Genomic DNA, 19,798 nt, shown 5'->3' with positions numbered 1-19,798 from the left:
CAAAGTGGTCAGAAAGAGTGAGTTGACGGCGGTTCTATCAGCAAAAGTGGACACAAAAGGGCGTTAGACGGCGGTTTGGGTGCAGAAAACGGTCGTCTAACGCCCATTTTTGGCCAGTTTTCTTTTTGGAAGGGTGCGGATGTGTTGGAATGGGAATCGGAAATGGGTGTGTCGGGCTGATATCGAAAGTAAGTTTGTTGGGTTAGCATCATTGATATACACGATGGGTTAGGAAACCCTACGTGATACCTGGCCATAAATGAAAAAATGAGGCCCTTCGCGGTCAATTATACTTGATAGAAACACATGGATATTTCATGCGTATGTTCGATGAATTCTTCTGTCACAAGGCGTTTTCGAGGCGCAACTTCCAATAACCTCTCTTTCGGGCCAAGTTCGTTGTTCTTGGTGACATCAAAAACGGGTTGGAGAAATAATCTCTAACCCGTTTGTCGATATCCACCGCTCCCATTCGCTGATGGCTGTTGTATCAATCTACCGAAGGTTGATGCACTCACTGACTGAAGGTTGCGGCTTGAGTTCAGGCGCTCATGCTTTCCTATACTCAAGGAATTGAGCAATCGTGCAGTCACTTGTCTTGTTTGTCTTGTTTGTCTTGTTTGTCTTGTTTGGGAGCCTGCTTGGCGGCTGCTTTGGTGGCTACCTCTTTTTTCTTGGCTTCGTCGATCAATGTCTGCCAAAACTGGTTGGAACCCAGTTTAATCATGGACGTTCCTTTCTCTTTATTCAGCTACCTGTTTTTACTTGAAAGCAAGCAGCTCAACGTAAGCGCACATCGTGCGGACGAGCGAAGCGAACCATGCCGTTTCGGTAATCTCTTGCACCTGCTCCGCAAACCCTGGGATCCACTTCGCCATATGCTCCTTCAGAAAGTAGTCATAGGCTTCGATGGGAGTGCGGGCGAAATCCTCAGGGAAAGAGGACTTGGTGAGGAGGTACTGCATGAATTCACACTCGGTGTAGATGGTGTCTATCGGCTCTCTATTGGTTTTCGAGGGGAAGATTCCGCAGGACTTCATGAACTTCTCGACCGCAATGGTTGATCCGTTGATGATGGCGAGAACCACGTTGTCGCCACGCTTGTGGCCGAGCCACACTCCTTCGGACAGAGAAACCAGAGGTTTAGGGGTTCCGACGAAAAGGCGTGTGTACTCGACGCGCAATTCGTGGAATAGCTCTTCCGCATCGCGCTGGGTCATGTTATCGAGCGTCGCCGTCATATCCGAGATAGTTTTCCCATCGAGGCCCACGAGTCCTGTCAGCTCGAGGTAGGCGTCTTTGTATTCGCCTGTTTGGATCAAGCCGAGGAGCTTCCTGTCGGGATAGGAGAAAGACAGACCCATCAGCTCGAAAAAGGCAGCATAAGGCAGTCTTTCTTCCATGTTCAATTCATCCATATGTGTTTCCTAGGAACCATGTGGGGCGGCAAGCTTGTGAAGCGCGCGAAAGCCATCCCACGGTTGACACATCGTGAGCGCCTGGGTGCCGCGCCGTGCGGCACCCAGGCTATAGGTTACTTCAGGTAGTACACTTGCGGGGTGGTGCCAGCCTCGGGCTGGAGCTGGAACCACTCTCGGGAAGCGATCTTCTTGGAGACCACGCTCTCAGGATCGTTCAGGTCTCCGAAGAAGCAGGCGGATGCCGTGCAGCCTTCGACACAACCTGGTTCGCGGCCCTTCTCGATGCGGTTGTAGCACATGGTGCACTTACCGACTGTGTTGACGAGGTGCTTCGGCGCGTCGATGTCGCCTACAGGGAAGTCGACCAAGAATTCGGGTTCTTTCTCCAGGAAGGTGCGAGCGCCCTCGTAGGGGCATGCCGTAATACAGGACTTGCAGCCGATACAGATCTCGGAGTTCTGCATGACGATGCCGGTCTCCTCATCCTTCCAGGTTGCTCCGGTGGGGCACGCCTCGACGCATACGGGATTTTCGCAGTGCATGCAGCGGAACGGGGTATAGGACATGCTCAGGTTGGGGTACTTGCCTGCAGGGGTGTCGTTGTCTTCGCCGCCTACGGTGATGACCTTGTGCCACCACACGTCGTTCGGGATGTTGTTGTGCGCTTTGCAGGAAACGGAGCAAGAAAAGCATCCAATGCAGCGCTGCGTATCGATAACAATACCGTATTTCTTAGCCATATTCACTCAAACCTCCCCTTATGCATCGATGATCTCAGTCTCGCTAACCGGGTCGTTCTGGCCATCCCAGAGGCGGATGGCGACGCGGTTGTCGAAGAACGAGCTGTTTACACATGCGGCGTCGTAGTAGTCGGTGGTGACTTCGGTCAACGAGCCAGCCTTGCACTCGTGGCGCTGATAGCCCTTCGGGTACGCAGTGATGCCGGGGCGCATGGCCTCGGACAGAATCGCCTTCAGAACCACGTGGCCGCGGTCGTTGTAAACCTCGACGTAGTCGTGATTCTTGATGCCGATCTTTGTCGCGTCATCCGGATTGATCCAAATGAGCGGCTCAGGGCGCACGTCGCGCGACCACAGGCGCATGTAGCCGTTGGTGTGTACGCGGATGTTGTTACGCCAGGACATGAAAATAAATGGGTACTTCTCTGCCAGCGGGCTGTTTCGGCTGGACTCGGGATTGTCGAAGTAGCGGGGCAGGCGCTGGAAGTCTTCGTCGAACTCCTCGAGCTTATCGGGTGTGGTGAGTACGCGTGGGGTTGCGTGGTCGAGGTAGAACTGGCAGCGTCCGGTTTCGGTGAGGAACTGGAGGTCGGTGTATCCGATGTAGGGCTCAGGGTCGGGCCACCAGCGCATGATTTTCTCCTCGCGCAGTTTCTCGATGGTTATGCCAACATCAACGCCCTGGGCCTTATTCTCATCACCGTAGAAGGTCTCGTGCCACCACTCGTCAGCGGTCATGCCGACGGTCTCGGCAAGGTTGGGCCAGTAATCATTCGCGCCGAACGCCTCGCAGAACTTGTTGACCAGGTCGAACTCGGGCATGCAGTCGTACAAGGGGTCGATTGCCTTTTCGGTCAGCTTGATCTGCTTCAGGGTGTCGTAGGTGACAACATCCTCGTACTCGAAGATATGAGGTGCGGGAAGCAGGAGATCGGCCCAGCGCGCATCCTCGGTGAAGTCGATGTCGCAGACCACGATGAACTCCATGGGTTCGAAGAACTCTTTCAGCCAGCGATTAGAGTTGATGTTGGATCCCAAGATGTTGCCGTGGGTGATCCAGACGTTCTTGATTGGCCAGTCTTCATCCATGTACTTGCCCGACTGCATAACGTCGCAGGCGACGATGGTGGGCACGTGTGGGGCGACGGTGCCATCGGTTGGCACGTTATTGGGGCCGAAATAGAGACCCCACCACTGGTCGAAGCCACCAAAGCTTGCGCCCTTGTGGCCAAAGCAGCCGGTCATCATAGGGATCCAGCAGTAGGCGAAGTTCGCGTGCATGCCGTTGGTGTGAGCACCAGCGCCCATGTTGATGTAATGGTACATGGTGTCGGAAGAGCAGATTTCGGCCAGCTCGACAACGTCGGCGGCTTCCATCTCGCAAAACTCGGCGACGTATTCGATCGAGTAATCCTTGATGTGCTCCATGCAAGCTTCCCAGGTGGTGCGCACCTTGCCGATGCCTTCGATCTCGGGGATGTCGGAAAGGGCAGGATCAGTGCACTCGTTCACCGGGAGGAAGGATTCGGTTGCCAGGTCGTAGGCAACGGGCGGGTTGTCGGCGGTAACGTCGGCCTTGGGGTCTATATTGGCAAGGCGCAGGTAACTGTTATCTGCCGGGTTGATGATGACGGGCGCCGTGCTGTGGTTCTTGACGAAATCGTAGTTGACCTTGTTGTTGTCGACAAGCCACTTGGAGATACCGAGTGCAAGCACACAGTCGGTGCCGGGATAGGGGTGAAACCACTTGTCCGAACGGGCTGCGGTCTGGGAGAACAACGGGTCGACTGTGATCAACGGAACGCCTGCTTCACGGGCGTCTGCCAGGTACTTCCACGATTGGATGTTTGCTTCAACAGGGTTAGAACCCCAGACTACGATGGCGGTAGAGTTAACCCAATCCTGAGGCTCGTTGAAACCAGCCCAGTTCAGGCCACAATGGATCATCGCGGTGCCCTGCGCCTGGTCGTAGGCTAAGTCCCAGACGGTGCAGTTCAGGCCGTTGAAGAAGCGGCGCCAGATTCCGATCTGGCTGTGCATGATACCCTGGGTGCCCGAACAGGTGTACCAGCTGTTTGCATTTGGGCCGTATTCCTTGGCGGTTTCAGTCCACCTCGTCACAATGGTGTCAATGGCCTCTTCCCAAGTGATGCGTTCCCACTTGTTTTCGCCACGTTCACCCGCTCGCTTTAGGGGATACTTGATGCGCTCCTCGGAGTAGGTGCGCCCAAGACGTGAGCGGCCCTTAAGGCACATCTTCTCGTAGCGGCCGGGAATAGGCTCGGTACGGACGACGTGGCCATCGCGGACGACGGTCGCATACTGGCAGAACGAGCAGCTCCAAGAGCACGACGTGTATGTAATCGTCTCTTCGCTCTCGACGTTTGCCTTATCCTCGTCGACCTCAAGGTTATCACCTGAGCATCCGACGAGTGCAAGGCTTGCGGCGGTAAGTCCCGTTGTCTTCAGGAATGAACGCCTGGTCAAACCAGCATTTTCCGGCTTATTTGACATTATCCCTCCTCTACTCAGATTTCCCTCTCTTGCATGTACCGCACCGTATGCGCGGCGGCAAGTTCTCGCGGCTATCCCCTTCGGCAAGCCGCATTTGTAACATTGTAAAAAGACCAAAAGCTGCAGTCAATAAAATTGTATATTTTATGTTAGTAATTGTATAACAACATTGACATACCTTTGCAAATACTGTACATGTGTCCAACTTATGACAAAGCGAATTGTGATATGGAAACTACTATGCAGTTGTCAGAATTCTCAAAGAAGCTGGATAAGACGACGAGGGTGGTTCTTCTGCGGCGATCGGCCAGAGAATCAAGAAGCTGTTTCGGTAAGAGAGGTTTGACGGAATCAAAGAGCCAATAAGGTTGTTCGGGATTCCTACAATCAATGAAGAGCTCAACGGTGCTGTGGATGAGTGTTCGTGGCGGCGTTGAGTATTGCTGTTTGTAATGATCGGTGTCCGGTGAATACATTCAAAGTTATGCGTCTCGTTATGCTTTTATGATGCTTGTTGGTGAAGTATTTGCTGCCAAGTACCCGTTTCTGATCACCTTGTGAACAAAGTGGACAAAAAGAGTGAGTTGACGGCGGTTTAAGCGGTAAAACTGGCCATAATTGGGTACTTTACGGCGGTTTGGGTGCAGAAAACGGCCGTCAAATGCCCATTTTTGGCCAGTTTGTTTTCAGGGGAATCTTAGCAGCCGATTGTTGGTGTTACGACTCATCTACGGTGACGGTTTTATCCGTGCGATTGGAGTGTGGGTATGAGATTTGTTAGCTCGCGTGTGTGGCGCCGTGCTTGTGATTTGTAAGGTCGACGTTGTGAAACGCGAGTTTAGTGTGGGTTCGATGCAGGTTCTACGTAAGAAAAGCGAAGAAGTGAGCAAGGTTTCTCAGACATTTCGAAGGGACCTGTCGGCTAGTCTAAGCGTTTGAAAACGAACGAAGGCTGGTGATGTGAGATGAGGCTGTTTCTTTCGGGTGAATCGGCGTTTCAATGGTGGATTCATGCACAAGAGTGTGGCTGTGATGCCGTTGGATTCGAGGCGTTGCAGAATTGTGCTCCCGTGGCGTCATCGGTACGTTATGCGATGTCGATAATACCTTTTCTTGAGCAACCGATCTCTTTCGTCGTTTCGCGGAAGGAGGATTATAGGCATGTCAAGGGTGCTGTTGTTCGCATGTCAGGATATGCGTTTTCTAAGCGTTCTTTTTCCCTTGTTGCGCATGGCATTTACGTTGCTTCACCGGAGCTTTGTTTCGTGCAAGCTGCAGCGGAGCTTCCTTTCCTTGAATGTGTACGAAGGGGGTTTTTGCTTTGCAGTCGCTTTGCTATTGACGAAAATGCTTCGACGGGTCTTGTTGAGCGTAAACCCCTTACGTCAATATCGGAGTTGGGAGATTACTTCGACGCGAATGCGGGCTTGCGGGGTGTTTCCTCAGCGCGACGAGCACTTATGTTTGTACAGGAGAACGCTGCGTCACCGCGCGAGATTGACCTTGCCATGCGTCTTTGTCTTCCTCAAGCGAAGGGCGGGTTTGGGTTTGCCGGTGCATTGCTGAACTATCGTATCGATTTGGGATCGCGGGCGCGCTTGGTTGCGGGCAGTCGATACTATGTTGCGGATATGTGCTGGCCAAAAGAGAAACTCGTCGTGGAATACGATTCCGACCTCCATCTTTCATCAAAACAGCTCGCTCACGATGCGGTGAAACGAGGTGCGCTTACTGAAATGGGATATAGGATCATTACGGTGACAAGACTTCAGCTTGACAGTCCAGTCGAAATGCGCAAAGTAGCCATCCAGATTGCCCATCGCTTGAGGAAGCGTTTGAGGATACGATCGAGTCAGTTTCGTCAGCGACAGGAAGATTTGTTCGGTCTTTAACAAGTTGAAGAACCGGCAAATATTCGCCATTCTCTGCACTCTGTTGCCGTCAACTCACTCCTTTTGTCCACTCTCTTAGCAAAGTGGTCAGAAAGAGTGAGTTGACGGCGGTTCTATCAGCAAAAGTGGACACAAAAGGGCGTTAGACGGCGGTTTGGGTGCAGAAAACGGTCGTCTAACGCCCATTTTTGGCCAGTTTTCTTTTTGGAAGGGTGCGGATGTGTTGGAATGGGAATCGGAAATGGGTGTGTCGGGCTGATATCGAAAGTAAGTTTGTTGGGTTAGCATCATTGATATACACGATGGGTTAGGAAACCCTACGTGATACCTGGCCATAAATGAAAAATAATGAGCTCCATGTTTTTTTGGGATACGGGCGTTGGTGGAACATAATCATCGCTCGGACAGAGTGTGACGTACTTACGCTTCGACGTGATCCGATTTCTGGCGCATGCATCAGCAGAGGGGATGCTGAATTTGAATCTGACGCCAAAAAGTCATATTTGCAAAACCCCAGGTGGGCGCTTAAAAGTACAGTAAAAATCCATACTATCGAAAAATTTTTCTTGACTTCGCCTCCAATATGGTAATAATTTTTACGTTTATGACATTTTAGGCAAACGACGCTATTTCGAAGGAGGATAAGCCCGTGGCGAAAGCTCAGGAAACAGCTCCCAGCAGCCTGTATCGGGAGAGGCGCAGCTTTGCGAAGATTCCCGACGTCATGGATGTCCCCAACTTGATCTCCGTTCAAACTGACAGTTTTGAATGGTTCAAGACCGAAGGCCTTGCGCAGGCCTTCCGGGACATCAGCCCCATTGAGAATTCCGCGAAGGATATGTGCGTGGAATTTGGGCGACACGAGTTCGGTGATCCGAAGTACACGGTCGATGAGTGTAAAGAAAAGGACGTGAGTTATCAAGCTCCGCTTTTCGTTGAGATCCGTTTTATCAATCGTGAAACTGGCGAAATGAAGGAGCAGGAGGTGTTCGTGGGCGACTTCCCGCTCATGACTCCCCGTGGTACCTTCATTATTAATGGCACCGAGCGCGTGGTCGTCTCCCAGCTGGTTCGCAGCCCGGGTGTGTACTTCGCTGCCGAGCGCGACAAGACATCCGACAAAACCATCTACAACGCCAAGGTTATTCCGAGCCGCGGTGCTTGGCTTGAGTTTGAAACTGACAAGCGAGACATTTTGTCGGTACGTATCGACCGCAAGCGCAAACAGCCGGCGACGCTGCTTGTGCGCGCGCTTGGCTTGGCTGAAACTCGCGATGAGATCATCGAGCTTTTGGGTGCCGACGAAATGGTACTGCGCACGCTTGACCGCGACCCCGCCACCACGAAAGACGAGAGTCTCATCGAGTTGTATAAGCGCTTCCGTCCCGGTGAGCCGCCTACTATCGACTCTGCTCGTACGTTGCTCGAAGGCCTGTTCTTTAACCCGCAGCGCTACGATTTGGCGAAGGTTGGCCGCTACAAGATCAACAAGAAGCTTGGTTTTGACCCCGATCACGATTCCTCGACACTCACCGATGAGGACATCGTGGCGTCCATGCGCTACATCATTGCGTTGCATGCTGGCCAGGAGGGTGTGTCTACCGACGACATTGACCACTTTGGCAACCGCCGCATCCGCACGGTGGGTGAGCTGATCCAAAACCAGTTCCGCATCGGACTGTCTCGCATGGAGCGCGTGGTTCGCGAGCGCATGAGCATGCAGGAGCCTGAGGGTATCACGCCGCAGAGCCTGGTGAACATTCGTCCCATTGTTGCCGCCATCAAGGAGTTCTTCGGCAGCTCCCAGCTGTCGCAGTTCATGGACCAGTCCAACCCCGCCGCCGGCATTACGCATAAGCGCCGCCTGTCGGCACTCGGCCCGGGTGGTCTGTCGCGCGAGCGCGCTGGCTTCGAGGTGCGCGACGTGCATACCTCCCATTATGGTCGCATGTGCCCCATCGAGACTCCTGAAGGCCCCAACATCGGCCTGATCGGCTCGCTTGCAACCTACGCTCGTGTGAACCCGTACGGCTTCATTGAGACGCCGTATCGTCGCGTCATCGACGGTAAGGTAACCGATGAAGTTGACTACCTGACCGCCGATGAAGAGGAAAGTTACACCATCGCCCAGGCAAATGCGTCGTTTCATCCGGAAACGCGCGAGTTTGGTCACTTCGATGACGACGGCAACTTCGTGAAGTCGGTGAAGGTGCTCTGCCGAACCACCGACACCAATGGTGTGTTTGGTGAGGCTGCTGACATGCCGGTTTCCGCCGTCAACTACATGGACGTGTCCCCGCGTCAGATGACCAGCGTGGCAACCTCGCTCATCCCATTCTTGGAGCACGACGACGCAAACCGCGCTCTCATGGGTTCGAACATGCAGCGCCAGGCCGTGCCGCTTCTGCGTCCGCACGCTCCGCTTGTGGGCACTGGTATTGAGCATCGTATTGCGGTTGACTCTGGTGAAATCTTGGTTGCGCAGAACTCTGGTGTGGTCGACTACGTCGATGGTCAAACCATCATCATCTTAAACAACGATGGCGAGTATGATGAGTACCTGGTGCCGAAGTTCCAGCGCTCCAATCAGAGCGGATGCATCAACCATCGGCCGCTCGTCCGCAAGGGCGACGAGGTGGCTGCCGGTGACGTGTTAGCTGATGGTCCGTCCTGCGACGGCGGCGAGCTGGCGCTGGGCCAAAACCTTATGGTTGCCTACATGCCGTGGGAAGGCTACAACTACGAGGACGCCATTATCGTGTCCGAGCGTGTGGTAGCCGAAGACCTGCTCACGTCTATCCATATCTCCGAATACGAGGTCGACGCGCGTGATACGAAGCTCGGCCCCGAGGAAATCACCCGCGAGATCCCCAATATTTCCGAGGACATGATTTCCGACTTGGATAACGACGGCATCATCCGCGTGGGTGCTGAGGTATTCCCGGGCGACGTACTGGTGGGCAAGGTTACTCCGAAGGGCGAAACCGAGCTCACCGCCGAAGAGCGCCTGCTGCGTGCTATTTTCGGTGAGAAGGCTCGTGAGGTACGTGACACTTCGCTGAAGGTGCCGCACGGAAGTGGTGGCCGCGTCATCGGCATCAGTCGCTTCTCCCGCGAGGCAGGCGACGAGCTGGCTCCTGGTGTAAACGAACTTGTGCGCATCTACGTGGCGCAGAAGCGTAAGGTGCAACAGGGTGATAAGCTGTCCGGTCGTCATGGCAACAAGGGCGTCATTTCGCGCGTGCTACCGGTAGAGGACATGCCGTACCTTGCCGATGGTACGCCGATTGATGTTATTCTGAATCCTCTGGGCGTGCCCTCTCGTATGAACGTGGGTCAGCTGCTCGAGAACCACTTGGGCTGGGCCGCGAAGTGGGGCTGGTCTGATGAGGAAGAGACTGACGAAGTGGTGGAAGGCCCCATTCACGTGGCAACGCCGGTGTTCGACGGCGCCACCGAGCGTGAGATCTCAGACGCCATTGAAAGGGCTAATCGCAACCTCATCAACATGAACCACAAGAAGTACGGCGACATGGCGCGCGATGAGTTCGTGCCGCAACTGTCCCGCACGGGTAAGACGTGGCTCTATGACGGTCGCACGGGCGAGAAGTTCCGTGAGCCTATTACGGTTGGTCAAACCTACATGCTCAAACTCGGCCATATGGTCGATGACAAGATCCACGCCCGTTCAACCGGCCCGTACAGTCTGATCACCCAGCAGCCGCTGGGCGGCAAGGCGCAGTTTGGCGGTCAGCGCTTCGGCGAGATGGAGGTGTGGGCGCTCTACGCATACGGTGCTTCCAACGTGCTGCAGGAGATTCTCACGGTGAAGTCCGACGACACGGCGGGGCGCGTGAAGAGCTACGAGTCCATCGTGAAGGGCGAAAACATCCCGGCAGCCGAAGTACCCGAGTCCTTCAAGGTTCTGGTGAAGGAAATGAAGTCGCTGTGCTTGAACGTTGTGCTCGAAGGTCACGACCGCAGCGCCGAGGCTCATGTAGACGATACGTCTACCGGAAGCGACGCCGAGAGCCAAGCGCTCTATGATGCTTTGGCCGAAGACGCCCGCAAAACTGAGGCCGACGACACGACAAGCGCGCTTGACAGCATTGCGGCCGAGCTGGGAGAGCTGATGGGCGGAAATGATACTGAAACGAACGAACTGATCGGTGAAGGGGAGGAGCGATAAATGACAGAATTCGACGTGAACAACTTCGACGCCCTGCGTATCTCGCTCGCCAGCGCCGAGGACGTGCGCAGCTGGTCGAACGGCGAAGTAAAAAAGCCCGAGACTATCAACTACCGTACGCTCAAGCCCGAGAAGGATGGCTTGTTCTGCGAAAAGATTTTCGGTCCCACCAAGGACTGGGAGTGCGCATGCGGCAAGTATAAGCGTGTCCGCTTCCGCGGCATCGTTTGCGAGCGCTGCGGCGTTGAGGTGACCCGTTCTAAGGTGCGCCGTGAGCGCATGGGCCACATTGAGCTTGCGGCTCCAGTGAGCCATATCTGGTACTTCAAGGGCAGCCCGAGCCGTTTGGGCTACCTGCTTGATATCCCGCCAAAAGAGCTGGAGAAAGTGCTGTACTTCGCCAGCTCCATCATCACGAGCGTCGACAAAGAAGGCCGCGAGGAAGACGAGGAGATGCTGCGCGACGAGCTGGCGGCCGACCTCGAGGAACTCGATGCTGAGCGCGATCGTCTGGTTGAGGAAACCCGCCGTTTGTCGAGCGACTACGTGCCTGCTGACGACGACTTCGTTGACGAGGTGGAAGAAGACGAGCGTCTTACGCCCGAAGAGGTTGACGAGGAAATCGCTGGCATCTACGAGGAATTCGCCGAGATGAAGGAAGTGCGTCAGGAGGCGTTCGAAACCTTCATGAAGATCGAGCCGAAGCAGCTTATTCCCGACGAGGGTCTCTATCGCGAGATGCGTACGAACTACCGCGACTACTTCACGGGTGGCATGGGTGCCGAGTCCGTACGTGACCTGCTGAATGCCATGGATCTTGAGGCTACGGCCGAAGAGCTGCGCGAGGTCATCGCCACGGGTAAGGGTCAGAAACGCGCTAAGGCTATCAAGCGTCTGAAGGTGGTTGACGCATTCTGCAAGTCAACCAACAAGCCTTCCGACATGATCTTGGACGTGATCCCGGTTATCCCGCCCGATCTGCGCCCCATGGTGCAGCTCGACGGTGGCCGCTTCGCTACATCTGATCTTAATGACCTGTACCGTCGCGTTATTAACCGAAACAACCGCCTGAAGCGTTTGCTCGACTTGGGTGCTCCCGAGATTATCGTGAATAACGAGAAGCGCATGCTGCAGGAAGCGGTGGATAGCCTTTTCGATAACGGCCGTCGTGGCCGTCCTGTTACGGGTCCGGGCAACCGTCCGCTGAAGTCTATCGCCGACATGCTGAAGGGCAAGCAGGGCCGCTTCCGCCAGAACCTGCTGGGTAAGCGCGTTGACTACTCTGGCCGTTCGGTTATCGTTGTGGGTCCGCAGCTGAAGCTGCACCAGTGTGGCCTGCCTTCGCAGATGGCACTCGAGCTGTTCAAGCCCTTTGTCATGAAGCGTTTGGTGGAACTTGAGCACTGCGGCAACATCAAGGCAGCCAAGCGCGCTGTTGACCGTGGGTCGAGCTACGTGTGGGACGTGCTGGAAGAGGTTATCCGCGAGCATCCGGTGCTCTTAAACCGCGCACCTACCCTGCACCGCTTGGGTATTCAGGCGTTTGAGCCCGTGCTCGTTGAGGGCAAGGCTATCAAGCTGCACCCGCTGGTATGTACCGCTTTTAACGCCGACTTCGACGGCGACCAGATGGCTGTGCATGTGCCGTTAGGTGCCGAGGCTCAGGCCGAGGCCCGCGTGCTCATGCTGTCCTCTAACAACATCAAATCACCTGCTCATGGCCGTCCGCTTACGGTACCTACGCAGGACATGATCATCGGCTTGTACTACCTCACGGCTGCTCGTGACGGCTTCCCGGGTGAGGGTCGCGCGTTCATCGACTTCGCTGACGCACTGAATGCTTATGACGCCCGTGCTGACGTTGACCTGCAGGCGAAGATTTGGGTGCGCTTGACGTGCGATACGAAGGTTGCTACTGCGTTCAACCAGTTCGAAGAGCACAAGGCTGGCGAGCGCATTGAAACGACTATCGGTCGCATCACGTTCAATAGTGTGCTGCCCGACGAGCATCCGTTCCTCAACTATGAGATGAACAAGAAAGAGATCAGCCGTTTGGTAGAGGACGTGTGTAATCGCTATGCGCTCTCCGATATTCCGGCTATCTTGGACGGTTTGAAGGATGCGGGCTTCCATTACGCCACGCGTGCGGGCGTTACCGTTTCGGTGTACGACGCTACGGTGCCGCCGAACAAGGCAGAGATCCTGGCTGCGGCTGACGCGAAGGTGGCCGCCATCGACGAGGATTACGAGATGGGCCTGATGAGCCACGAGGAACGCCATAAGCAGGTAGTTGATATCTGGAATGAAGCCAACGAAGAGGTTGGCGAAGCCATGGCTGACAACTTCGACAAGTTCAATCCCATTTACATGATGGCGTTCTCTGGTGCTCGAGGCAACATTAAACAGATTCGTCAGCTTGCCGGTATGCGCGGACTTATGTCCGACCCGAAAGGTGAGATCATCGACCGCCCCATTAAGGCGAACTTCCGCGAGGGTCTGTCCGTTCTGGAGTACTTCATCTCCACGCACGGTGCTCGTAAGGGTTTGGCCGACACGGCACTGCGCACGGCTGACTCGGGTTACCTTACCCGTCGTCTGGTGGACGTGGCGCAAGATGTCATCATCCGCGAGATCGACTGCGGAACCACCGATGGCGTGCCGTATCCGGTGCGCACCGAGAAGGGCGAGCTCGATGAGAACTTGATCGGCCGTTGCCTACTGGAAGATGTCGTGTCAACGAGTGGCGAAGTCATTTTGTCGAGCGGCAGCTACATCGAGAGCATGGATCAGTTGCGCGCCATTGACGAGGCGGGTCTTGATCAGGTAGTTATCCGTACGATCATGACGTGCCACGCTGAGCACGGTGTATGCCAGAAGTGCTATGGTTGGGACCTTGCCACCGCGCGTCCGGTAAACATTGGCACGGCGGTAGGTATTATCGCCGCACAGTCCATTGGTGAGCCGGGTACCCAGCTTACGATGCGTACATTCCACACCGGCGGCGTTGCTGGTGAGGACATCACGCATGGTCTGCCGCGTGTCCAAGAGCTGTTTGAGGCCCGCAAGCCCAAGGGCCTGGCGGTGCTTGCCGAGATTTCCGGCACCCTGCAGGTGTCTGGCGACAAGACGTCGAAGACCATCACTATCCACGATCAGGAAGGTAACTTCCGCGAGTACGTGGTGTCCGCTCGCACCCAGCTTCTGCCGGGTGTGACAGATGGTTGCGAGGTCACCATCGGCCAGCAGCTCACCAAGGGTTCTGTGAACCCGCACGACCTGCTACGCTTAACCGACCCGAACACCACGCTGCGCTACATTGTCAGCCAGGTGCAGGGCGTGTATGTGTCGCAAGGCGTTGACATTAACGACAAGCACATCGAAGTTATTGCGCGTCAGATGCTGCGCAAGGTGGCCGTTACCGATGCGGGCGATTCCGACCTGCTGCCGGGTCGCCAGGTGAACCGCTTCGAGTTTGAGCGTGTGGCCAACGAGCTTATTGCTGAGGGCAAGAACCCGCCGATTGGCCAGCCGCTGCTGCTCGGCATTACGAAGGCGTCGCTTGCTACCGATTCCTTCCTGTCGGCCGCGTCGTTCCAGGAAACGACAAAGGTGCTCACCGATGCTGCTATCGAAGGCAAGGTAGACACGCTGGCCGGTTTGAAGGAGAACGTTATCATCGGCAAGCCTATTCCTGCGGGCACGGGTCTTTCCCGTTACCGCAATGCGGGTCTTACCTACAAGGGTCGTCCGGTGTCGCCTGTTGCGGGTGATTCTCTTCCCGACTTTGCGCCGGATGACTTGCGCGATATCGAGGAACTGCTGCCCCAGCAACAGGATTGGCCACTTGACGGCGAAGGCTACCTGGGTGCTGGTGGCGTTTTCAGCAGCTACTTCAGCTCGTCGTTTGGACATCGTGGCGTGAAGTTGTCCGATGAAGACGCTCGCCTGTATATCTACGACGATTTAGGCGTGTCGCAGCGTTGGGCGAACAAGTTCTCCGAGGCCGGCATCGAAACTGTTGCCGACTTGGTGGGCCGCAACGAGGAAGACCTGCTGCGTATCGAAGGCATTGGTGTGAAGGCTATCGAAGAGCTGAAAGAGGGCTTGGCCGAGCGTGAGCTATCCTACGTCATCGAAGACGACCTGAACGCGTCGAATGACGACATGAGCCAGCTGCTCGACATGGTGTTCTCTCCCGATGACACCATCCTCATTGGTGGCGATGAGCCGCCAACCTTCAACACCGAGGGCGAGGATATGCTGGGTGAGGCGTTGCCGCCGCGTTCCTATCAGCGCAACCTTGAAGAGCTCGATGCACTTTTGGGGTCTGTAGGTTCGTTTGGCTTCAGTCTAACGAGCAGGCGTGATGAGGAAGCCTCGAACGCCGAGGACTAAAGAACCGCCATTTATAAAGGGGGCGTGCGATTCGTGCGCCCCCTTTAGCTGCTATCGAAGAGGGACTCATGACTTTGAAAACCTACGTGCCTGAAGGCGAGACGCCGCAGGCGTGCCAGATCGGTGCGTCGTTGGAGGTACTTGCGAACACCATATCTGCTCGCCGTTCGGCGGGGGAAGAAAGCTACACGTATCGCCTGCTTACAGGGGATATCGACATGGTGCTGAAGAAGCTCATGGAAGAAGCTGGCGAAGTTGCATTGGCTGCGAAAGACGTCAATGTACAGGTGGTGGGTGCGTGCGATTCGAGTGCGTATGATGCCGCGATCGACCACCTGCGTTACGAGGCGGGCGATGTGGTGTACCACTTGCTCGTGGTGCTCGAGCGCTTCGGTATCTCCATCGATGAGTTTGCGGCCGAGATGAACTCGCGTATGCGAGACGATGAGATATCCCTTCACGAGGGGATGGTACGGTTGCAGCCGCAGCATGTGAATCGTGGAAAGTAAAACGAAAGGACGATCATGGCACGACTGTTTGGGACCGATGGTGTGCGCGGCGTGGCAAACGTCGAGCTTACCTGCGAGATGGCGTACCGTTTGGGGCAGGCGGCTGCTGAGTTTCTCGGTAAGGCTATTGTGGTGGGTAAAGATACGCGGTTGTCGGGCGATATGCTTGAAGCGGCACTTGTGGCAGGTATAACGAGCGCCGGCGGCACTGCGCTTATGGCTGGTGTAATTCCTACACCGGGTGTGGCGTTGCTCGTGCGTAAGCTCGCTGCTGCTGGTGGCGTAGTTATTTCAGCTTCGCATAACCCGCCTGAGTATAACGGTATCAAGCTCTTCGATGCGCAAGGTTTCAAATTGCCCGACGCCGTTGAGGATCAAATCGAAGCGTTTATCGCTACCGGTGGTCTTGAGGGTCGCAGTGCCGCAGCGCGAAAACACGCCGGCGTGCCAGCAGCTATGCCAAGCGGAGCGGAACTGGGCGTTGCTGTTGAAGTTGAGGGCGCGTGCGACATGTATGTCAGCCACTGCGTGAGCAGTATCGAAAGTCAGGGGTTCGATTTCGCAGGTATGCGCATTGCGCTTGACACAGGGCATGGTGCCTCGTCGCTGACAAGCGCTGAGGCGTTGCGGCGCTTGGGCGCCGACGTTGTAGTCATTAACGATGACTTCGACGGAACCGACATCAACGTACAGTGTGGGTCAACCCACTTGGAGCCACTGCGCGCGCTGATGAAGGAAAGTGGCGCCGATGTAGGTATTGCGCACGACGGCGATGCCGACCGCGTGATGCTCATGACTCCCGACGGCGACGTGATCGATGGCGACGTGATTGAAGCGGTGTGCGCGCTCGACATGAAACAACGTGGTTGCCTGACGGGAAACACTGCTGTAAGCACCGTTATGTGCAACTTGGGGTTCGTTCACGCCATGCGCGATGCTGGTATCGACGTGGTGCAGACCAAGGTGGGCGACCGCTATGTACTCGAGGAAATGCGAGAGCATGGGTATTCCATTGGCGGTGAACAGTCGGGGCATATGATCTTGCTCGAGCATAATTCCACCGGTGATGGCCTGATGACGGCGTGCCAGTTCCTAGCGGCTGTCAAGCGGAGTGACAAGTCAGTGACAGAGGCGGCGAAGGTGATGACCCGCTTCCCACAAACGCTCATTAACGTGCGTGTAGCCGACAAACACGCCGCTGATAGTAACGACGTTGTGCAGGCTGCGGTGGCGGCAGCGCAAGCGGCTCTCGGCGATTCGGGACGCGTGCTGTTGCGTCCTTCCGGTACCGAGCCGGTCGTTCGCGTGATGGTGGAGGCGGCGTGTGCTGCCGATGCCGAGCGCTATGCGAAAGCTATTGCCGAAGTGGTCGAGCGCGAGTTATAAGTACGCTTGACCAGCTCTTACATCGTACGGGCGTAAGTAAAGCGGCCCTGCAGCAGAATGATCGCTGTAGGGCCGCTTTTAGTGCTGGCGAAAGTAATCAGTGTTTCCCTAGCGGCGCTTCTTCAGGCGCACGATAGCACGGGCGAGGAAACGGACGATGGCGCTCGGGTCATCTCGATCGGCGGCAGCTCCCACGATCGTCTGCGAAACGGCAAGCGTGGTGTCAAGAGGCGGTTCTATAGCGTCGGGCACGACTGTCTTGATGGCGGGCGACTCTTCGTGTGTGACGTCACATTCCGCTGTTGATGCGCTTGTTGTCACCGCTTCATCGTCCTGTGCTGACATGGTGGTTTCAGGTGTCTGTGCGGCAGCTGCTTCGGTAGCCCGTTGCTGTTCTTTTGCGAGCTTCTGCGCTTTCTTGATGCGCTTCTTCTCGCTTTTTCTTGCTTCCTCAGAAGCGACGGCATCGTAGGCCTGTTCGATCATAGCGGCCTGCGCGTCAAAGGGCGCCTCGCCGTCTTTCAAGAAGTAGCGAAGCGGCGTGTACGTACGGTCACTTCTCAGTTCGCGAAGCTTCGCTGTGTCAGCCATGCAGGTGTTCAGGTAGTCGATGACCTGGGTGCGTAGCGACTCATCGCGCACCGGCCAAGCGATCTCAATGCGCTTGTCCATGTTGCGGGTCATCAGGTCGGCACTTGACAGGTAGATGCTCATGTCGTCTGCGGGACCAAACCCGTAGATGCGGCTATGCTCGAGCAGGCGGCCCACAATGGACACGACGCGCACGTTTTCGGTATGGCCGGCCACGCCCGGTACCAGACAGCTGATGCCGCGCACGAACATGGTGATGGGAACGCCCGCGCGGCTCGCCTGTTCAATTTTCTCCATGATGTCGATGTCGGTGACCGAGTTCGTTTTGAAGAAGAGCCCGCACGGTTTTCCGGCTTCAGCTAAGCGCATCTGCTCATCAATGTTTGCCAGAATCATCGGCTTGATTTGCAGCGGGGCAACCCACAGCACCTCATAGCTGTTCGATGTGCTTTCGAGTGCCATGTTACGGAAGAACTCAGCAGCGTCACGACCGATATCGGCATCGGCGGTGATGTAGGAGAAGTCGGTGTACAAGCGCGCTGTCTTCTCGTTATAGTTGCCAGTGCCCAGCTGCGTGATAGATTGAGGGCCGTTTTTCGTCCGACGGGTGATGCAGCAGATCTTTGAGTGTACTTTGTAGTCGCGGAATCCGTAGATAACGTTGCATCCCGCTTGCTCGAAGCGCTGTGACCATTCGATGTTGTTGTTTTCGTCAAAGCGGGCGCGCAGTTCGAAGAGCGCCGTTACCTGCTTTCCCCGCTCGGCGGCCGCAATGAGTGCTTCGGCGAGTTGTGATTGGCTTGCGAGTCGGTATAACGTGATCTTAATCGATATGACTTCGGGATCGGCTGCAGCTTCTTGCAGCAGCCGCACGAAGGGCTCCATGCTCTCATAGGGATAAGACAGCAGTACATCACGCTTGGACACCTGGTCTAAGATGCGCTCCTTGCGCGACAGACACGGCGGCCATTGCGGGCTGAAAGGCTTGTTTACCAGGCCTTCGCGCAGGTTTTCTGGCAGACGCGAGGCTAATCCGAACGTGTAGCTCATGTTGAGCGGCAAGCAGGTGGCATAAGCCTGATGGGGCTTAAGTCCCAAGCGGTCGAGCAGGTGGCGGCGTAGGGTGTCGGAGAGCTTGCGCTCGCTTTCAAGACGCACGGGCGCTAGGCGCGTACGCTTCTTCAAGATGCGCTTCATGTGTTCGCGGTAATCGTAGTCGCTCTCGTCAGTTCCTTCTGAAGCGTCCAAGTCGGCATTGCGGGTGACGCAGATGATGTTCGTGTGCTTCACCGAGTACATGTTGAACACCTCGTCGACCACCATTTCAATGGCGTGCTCCAGCAGCACGTACTGGAATCCATCGCCGGGAATCTGGATAACACGCGGGCATTGACGCGGCATGGGGACAAGTCCGAGCGTGACGCCTTCCGCTCCGTGGTTCTTCGCAGCCTTCTTCGAAGTGTTATCTTCGTCAAGACGCAGCACAACATACAGCGCGCCATTTTCCAGATGAGGGAAGGGGTGGCGTGAGTTGATGATTTGAGGCGACAAGAACGGGATAATGTTGTCGTGGGCGTACTTGCTTAAGAAACTACGCTGTTCGTCGTTGAGATCCTTGTGATGGAGCCGGCGAATTCCCCGTTCGGCAAGTTGGGCACGCACGCTGCCGTAGATGGTTTCCTGGTCGGTGTACAGGTCGAAGCAGCGGCGGTAGATGGCGTCGAGCTGCTGAGCAGGAGTCATGCCCGATTTCGTATCGAGAATCTGCTTTTTTACCAGTGACAAGTCGGTGAGACTACCGACACGCACCATGAAGAACTCTTGGAGGTTGCTCCAGAAGATACTAATGAAGTTCAGGCGTTCGAGCAGGGGAACGGTTTCGTCGGCACCTTGATCGAGCACGCGCTTGTTGAAATCAAGCCATGAGAGCTCGCGATTCTGCAAATAGCTGCTCGGGGAAACGGCATTGCGGTCGTCCATGAACTTCACTCCTTCACGCATGTTCCGCACGGCCGACCGCGCTGTACCGTTGTTGCAAAGGCGGTTGACTCGAGTGCGGTTGGGAACGTCTCTATTATACCTTCGTATTTCGGTGTAGCGCGTGATGCTAAGATATCAACCGGGCAATTTCGTCAAGTTGGCACGTGTCCGTCAAGTCTGT

The 19,798-nt window shown here is 55.6% G+C and carries 10 protein-coding genes; 5 read left to right on the top strand and 5 right to left on the bottom strand.

The window, feature by feature from the left end:
- Window positions 1-589 precede the first annotated feature (589 nt).
- The 4 genes from G7Y43_RS08840 to G7Y43_RS08825 all read right to left on the bottom strand — a co-directional run bounded on the left by G7Y43_RS08840 (window position 590) and on the right by G7Y43_RS08825 (window position 4,675).
- On the bottom strand, window positions 590-727 hold the full coding sequence (locus tag G7Y43_RS08840; RefSeq protein ID WP_165046043.1) for a hypothetical protein: 138 nt from the start codon (window positions 725-727) through the stop codon (window positions 590-592).
- 34 nt (window positions 728-761) lie between these two features.
- A complete protein-coding gene (locus G7Y43_RS08835; protein WP_165046042.1) occupies window positions 762-1,418 on the bottom strand; it encodes a molecular chaperone in 657 nt (218 codons plus the stop codon).
- 116 nt (window positions 1,419-1,534) lie between these two features.
- Window positions 1,535-2,161, bottom strand: a complete 627-nt coding sequence (locus G7Y43_RS08830) for a 4Fe-4S dicluster domain-containing protein (RefSeq protein ID WP_165046041.1) — start codon at window positions 2,159-2,161, stop codon at window positions 1,535-1,537.
- A gap of 18 nt (window positions 2,162-2,179) precedes the next feature.
- Complete coding sequence (locus G7Y43_RS08825; RefSeq protein WP_165046040.1) at window positions 2,180-4,675, bottom strand: molybdopterin-dependent oxidoreductase; 2,496 nt, start codon at window positions 4,673-4,675, stop codon at window positions 2,180-2,182.
- A gap of 1,316 nt (window positions 4,676-5,991) precedes the next feature.
- On the opposite strand from G7Y43_RS08825, the gene G7Y43_RS08820 reads away from it, so the two are divergent.
- The 5 genes from G7Y43_RS08820 to glmM all read left to right on the top strand — a co-directional run bounded on the left by G7Y43_RS08820 (window position 5,992) and on the right by glmM (window position 17,046).
- Complete coding sequence (locus tag G7Y43_RS08820) at window positions 5,992-6,567, top strand: DUF559 domain-containing protein (protein WP_165046039.1); 576 nt, start codon at window positions 5,992-5,994, stop codon at window positions 6,565-6,567.
- 724 nt (window positions 6,568-7,291) lie between these two features.
- Entirely contained in the window at window positions 7,292-10,756 is a 3,465-nt protein-coding gene (locus tag G7Y43_RS08815; RefSeq protein WP_370514680.1) for a DNA-directed RNA polymerase subunit beta, read from the top strand.
- Window positions 10,757-15,151: a DNA-directed RNA polymerase subunit beta' gene (locus G7Y43_RS08810; protein WP_165046037.1), complete on the top strand. Its 4,395-nt coding sequence runs from the start codon at window positions 10,757-10,759 to the stop codon at window positions 15,149-15,151.
- A 68-nt stretch (window positions 15,152-15,219) separates the two neighbouring features.
- On the top strand, window positions 15,220-15,660 hold the full coding sequence (gene hisE, locus G7Y43_RS08805) for a phosphoribosyl-ATP diphosphatase (RefSeq protein ID WP_165046036.1): 441 nt from the start codon (window positions 15,220-15,222) through the stop codon (window positions 15,658-15,660).
- A 15-nt stretch (window positions 15,661-15,675) separates the two neighbouring features.
- Window positions 15,676-17,046 (top strand): phosphoglucosamine mutase, encoded by a 1,371-nt coding sequence (glmM, locus tag G7Y43_RS08800; protein ID WP_165046035.1) that lies wholly within the window; start codon window positions 15,676-15,678, stop codon window positions 17,044-17,046.
- A 108-nt stretch (window positions 17,047-17,154) separates the two neighbouring features.
- Here glmM and ppk1 read toward each other — a convergent pair whose 3' ends face one another.
- The gene (gene ppk1 / locus G7Y43_RS08795) at window positions 17,155-19,617 is read right to left on the bottom strand and encodes a polyphosphate kinase 1 (protein WP_241158222.1); all 2,463 of its coding nucleotides are present in this window, start codon (window positions 19,615-19,617) and stop codon (window positions 17,155-17,157) included.
- Window positions 19,618-19,798 lie beyond the last annotated feature (181 nt).

Source organism: Adlercreutzia sp. ZJ138 (assembly GCF_011038935.1).
GTDB lineage: Bacteria > Actinomycetota > Coriobacteriia > Coriobacteriales > Eggerthellaceae > ZJ141.
This window is presented reverse-complemented; position numbering and strand designations above follow the sequence as displayed.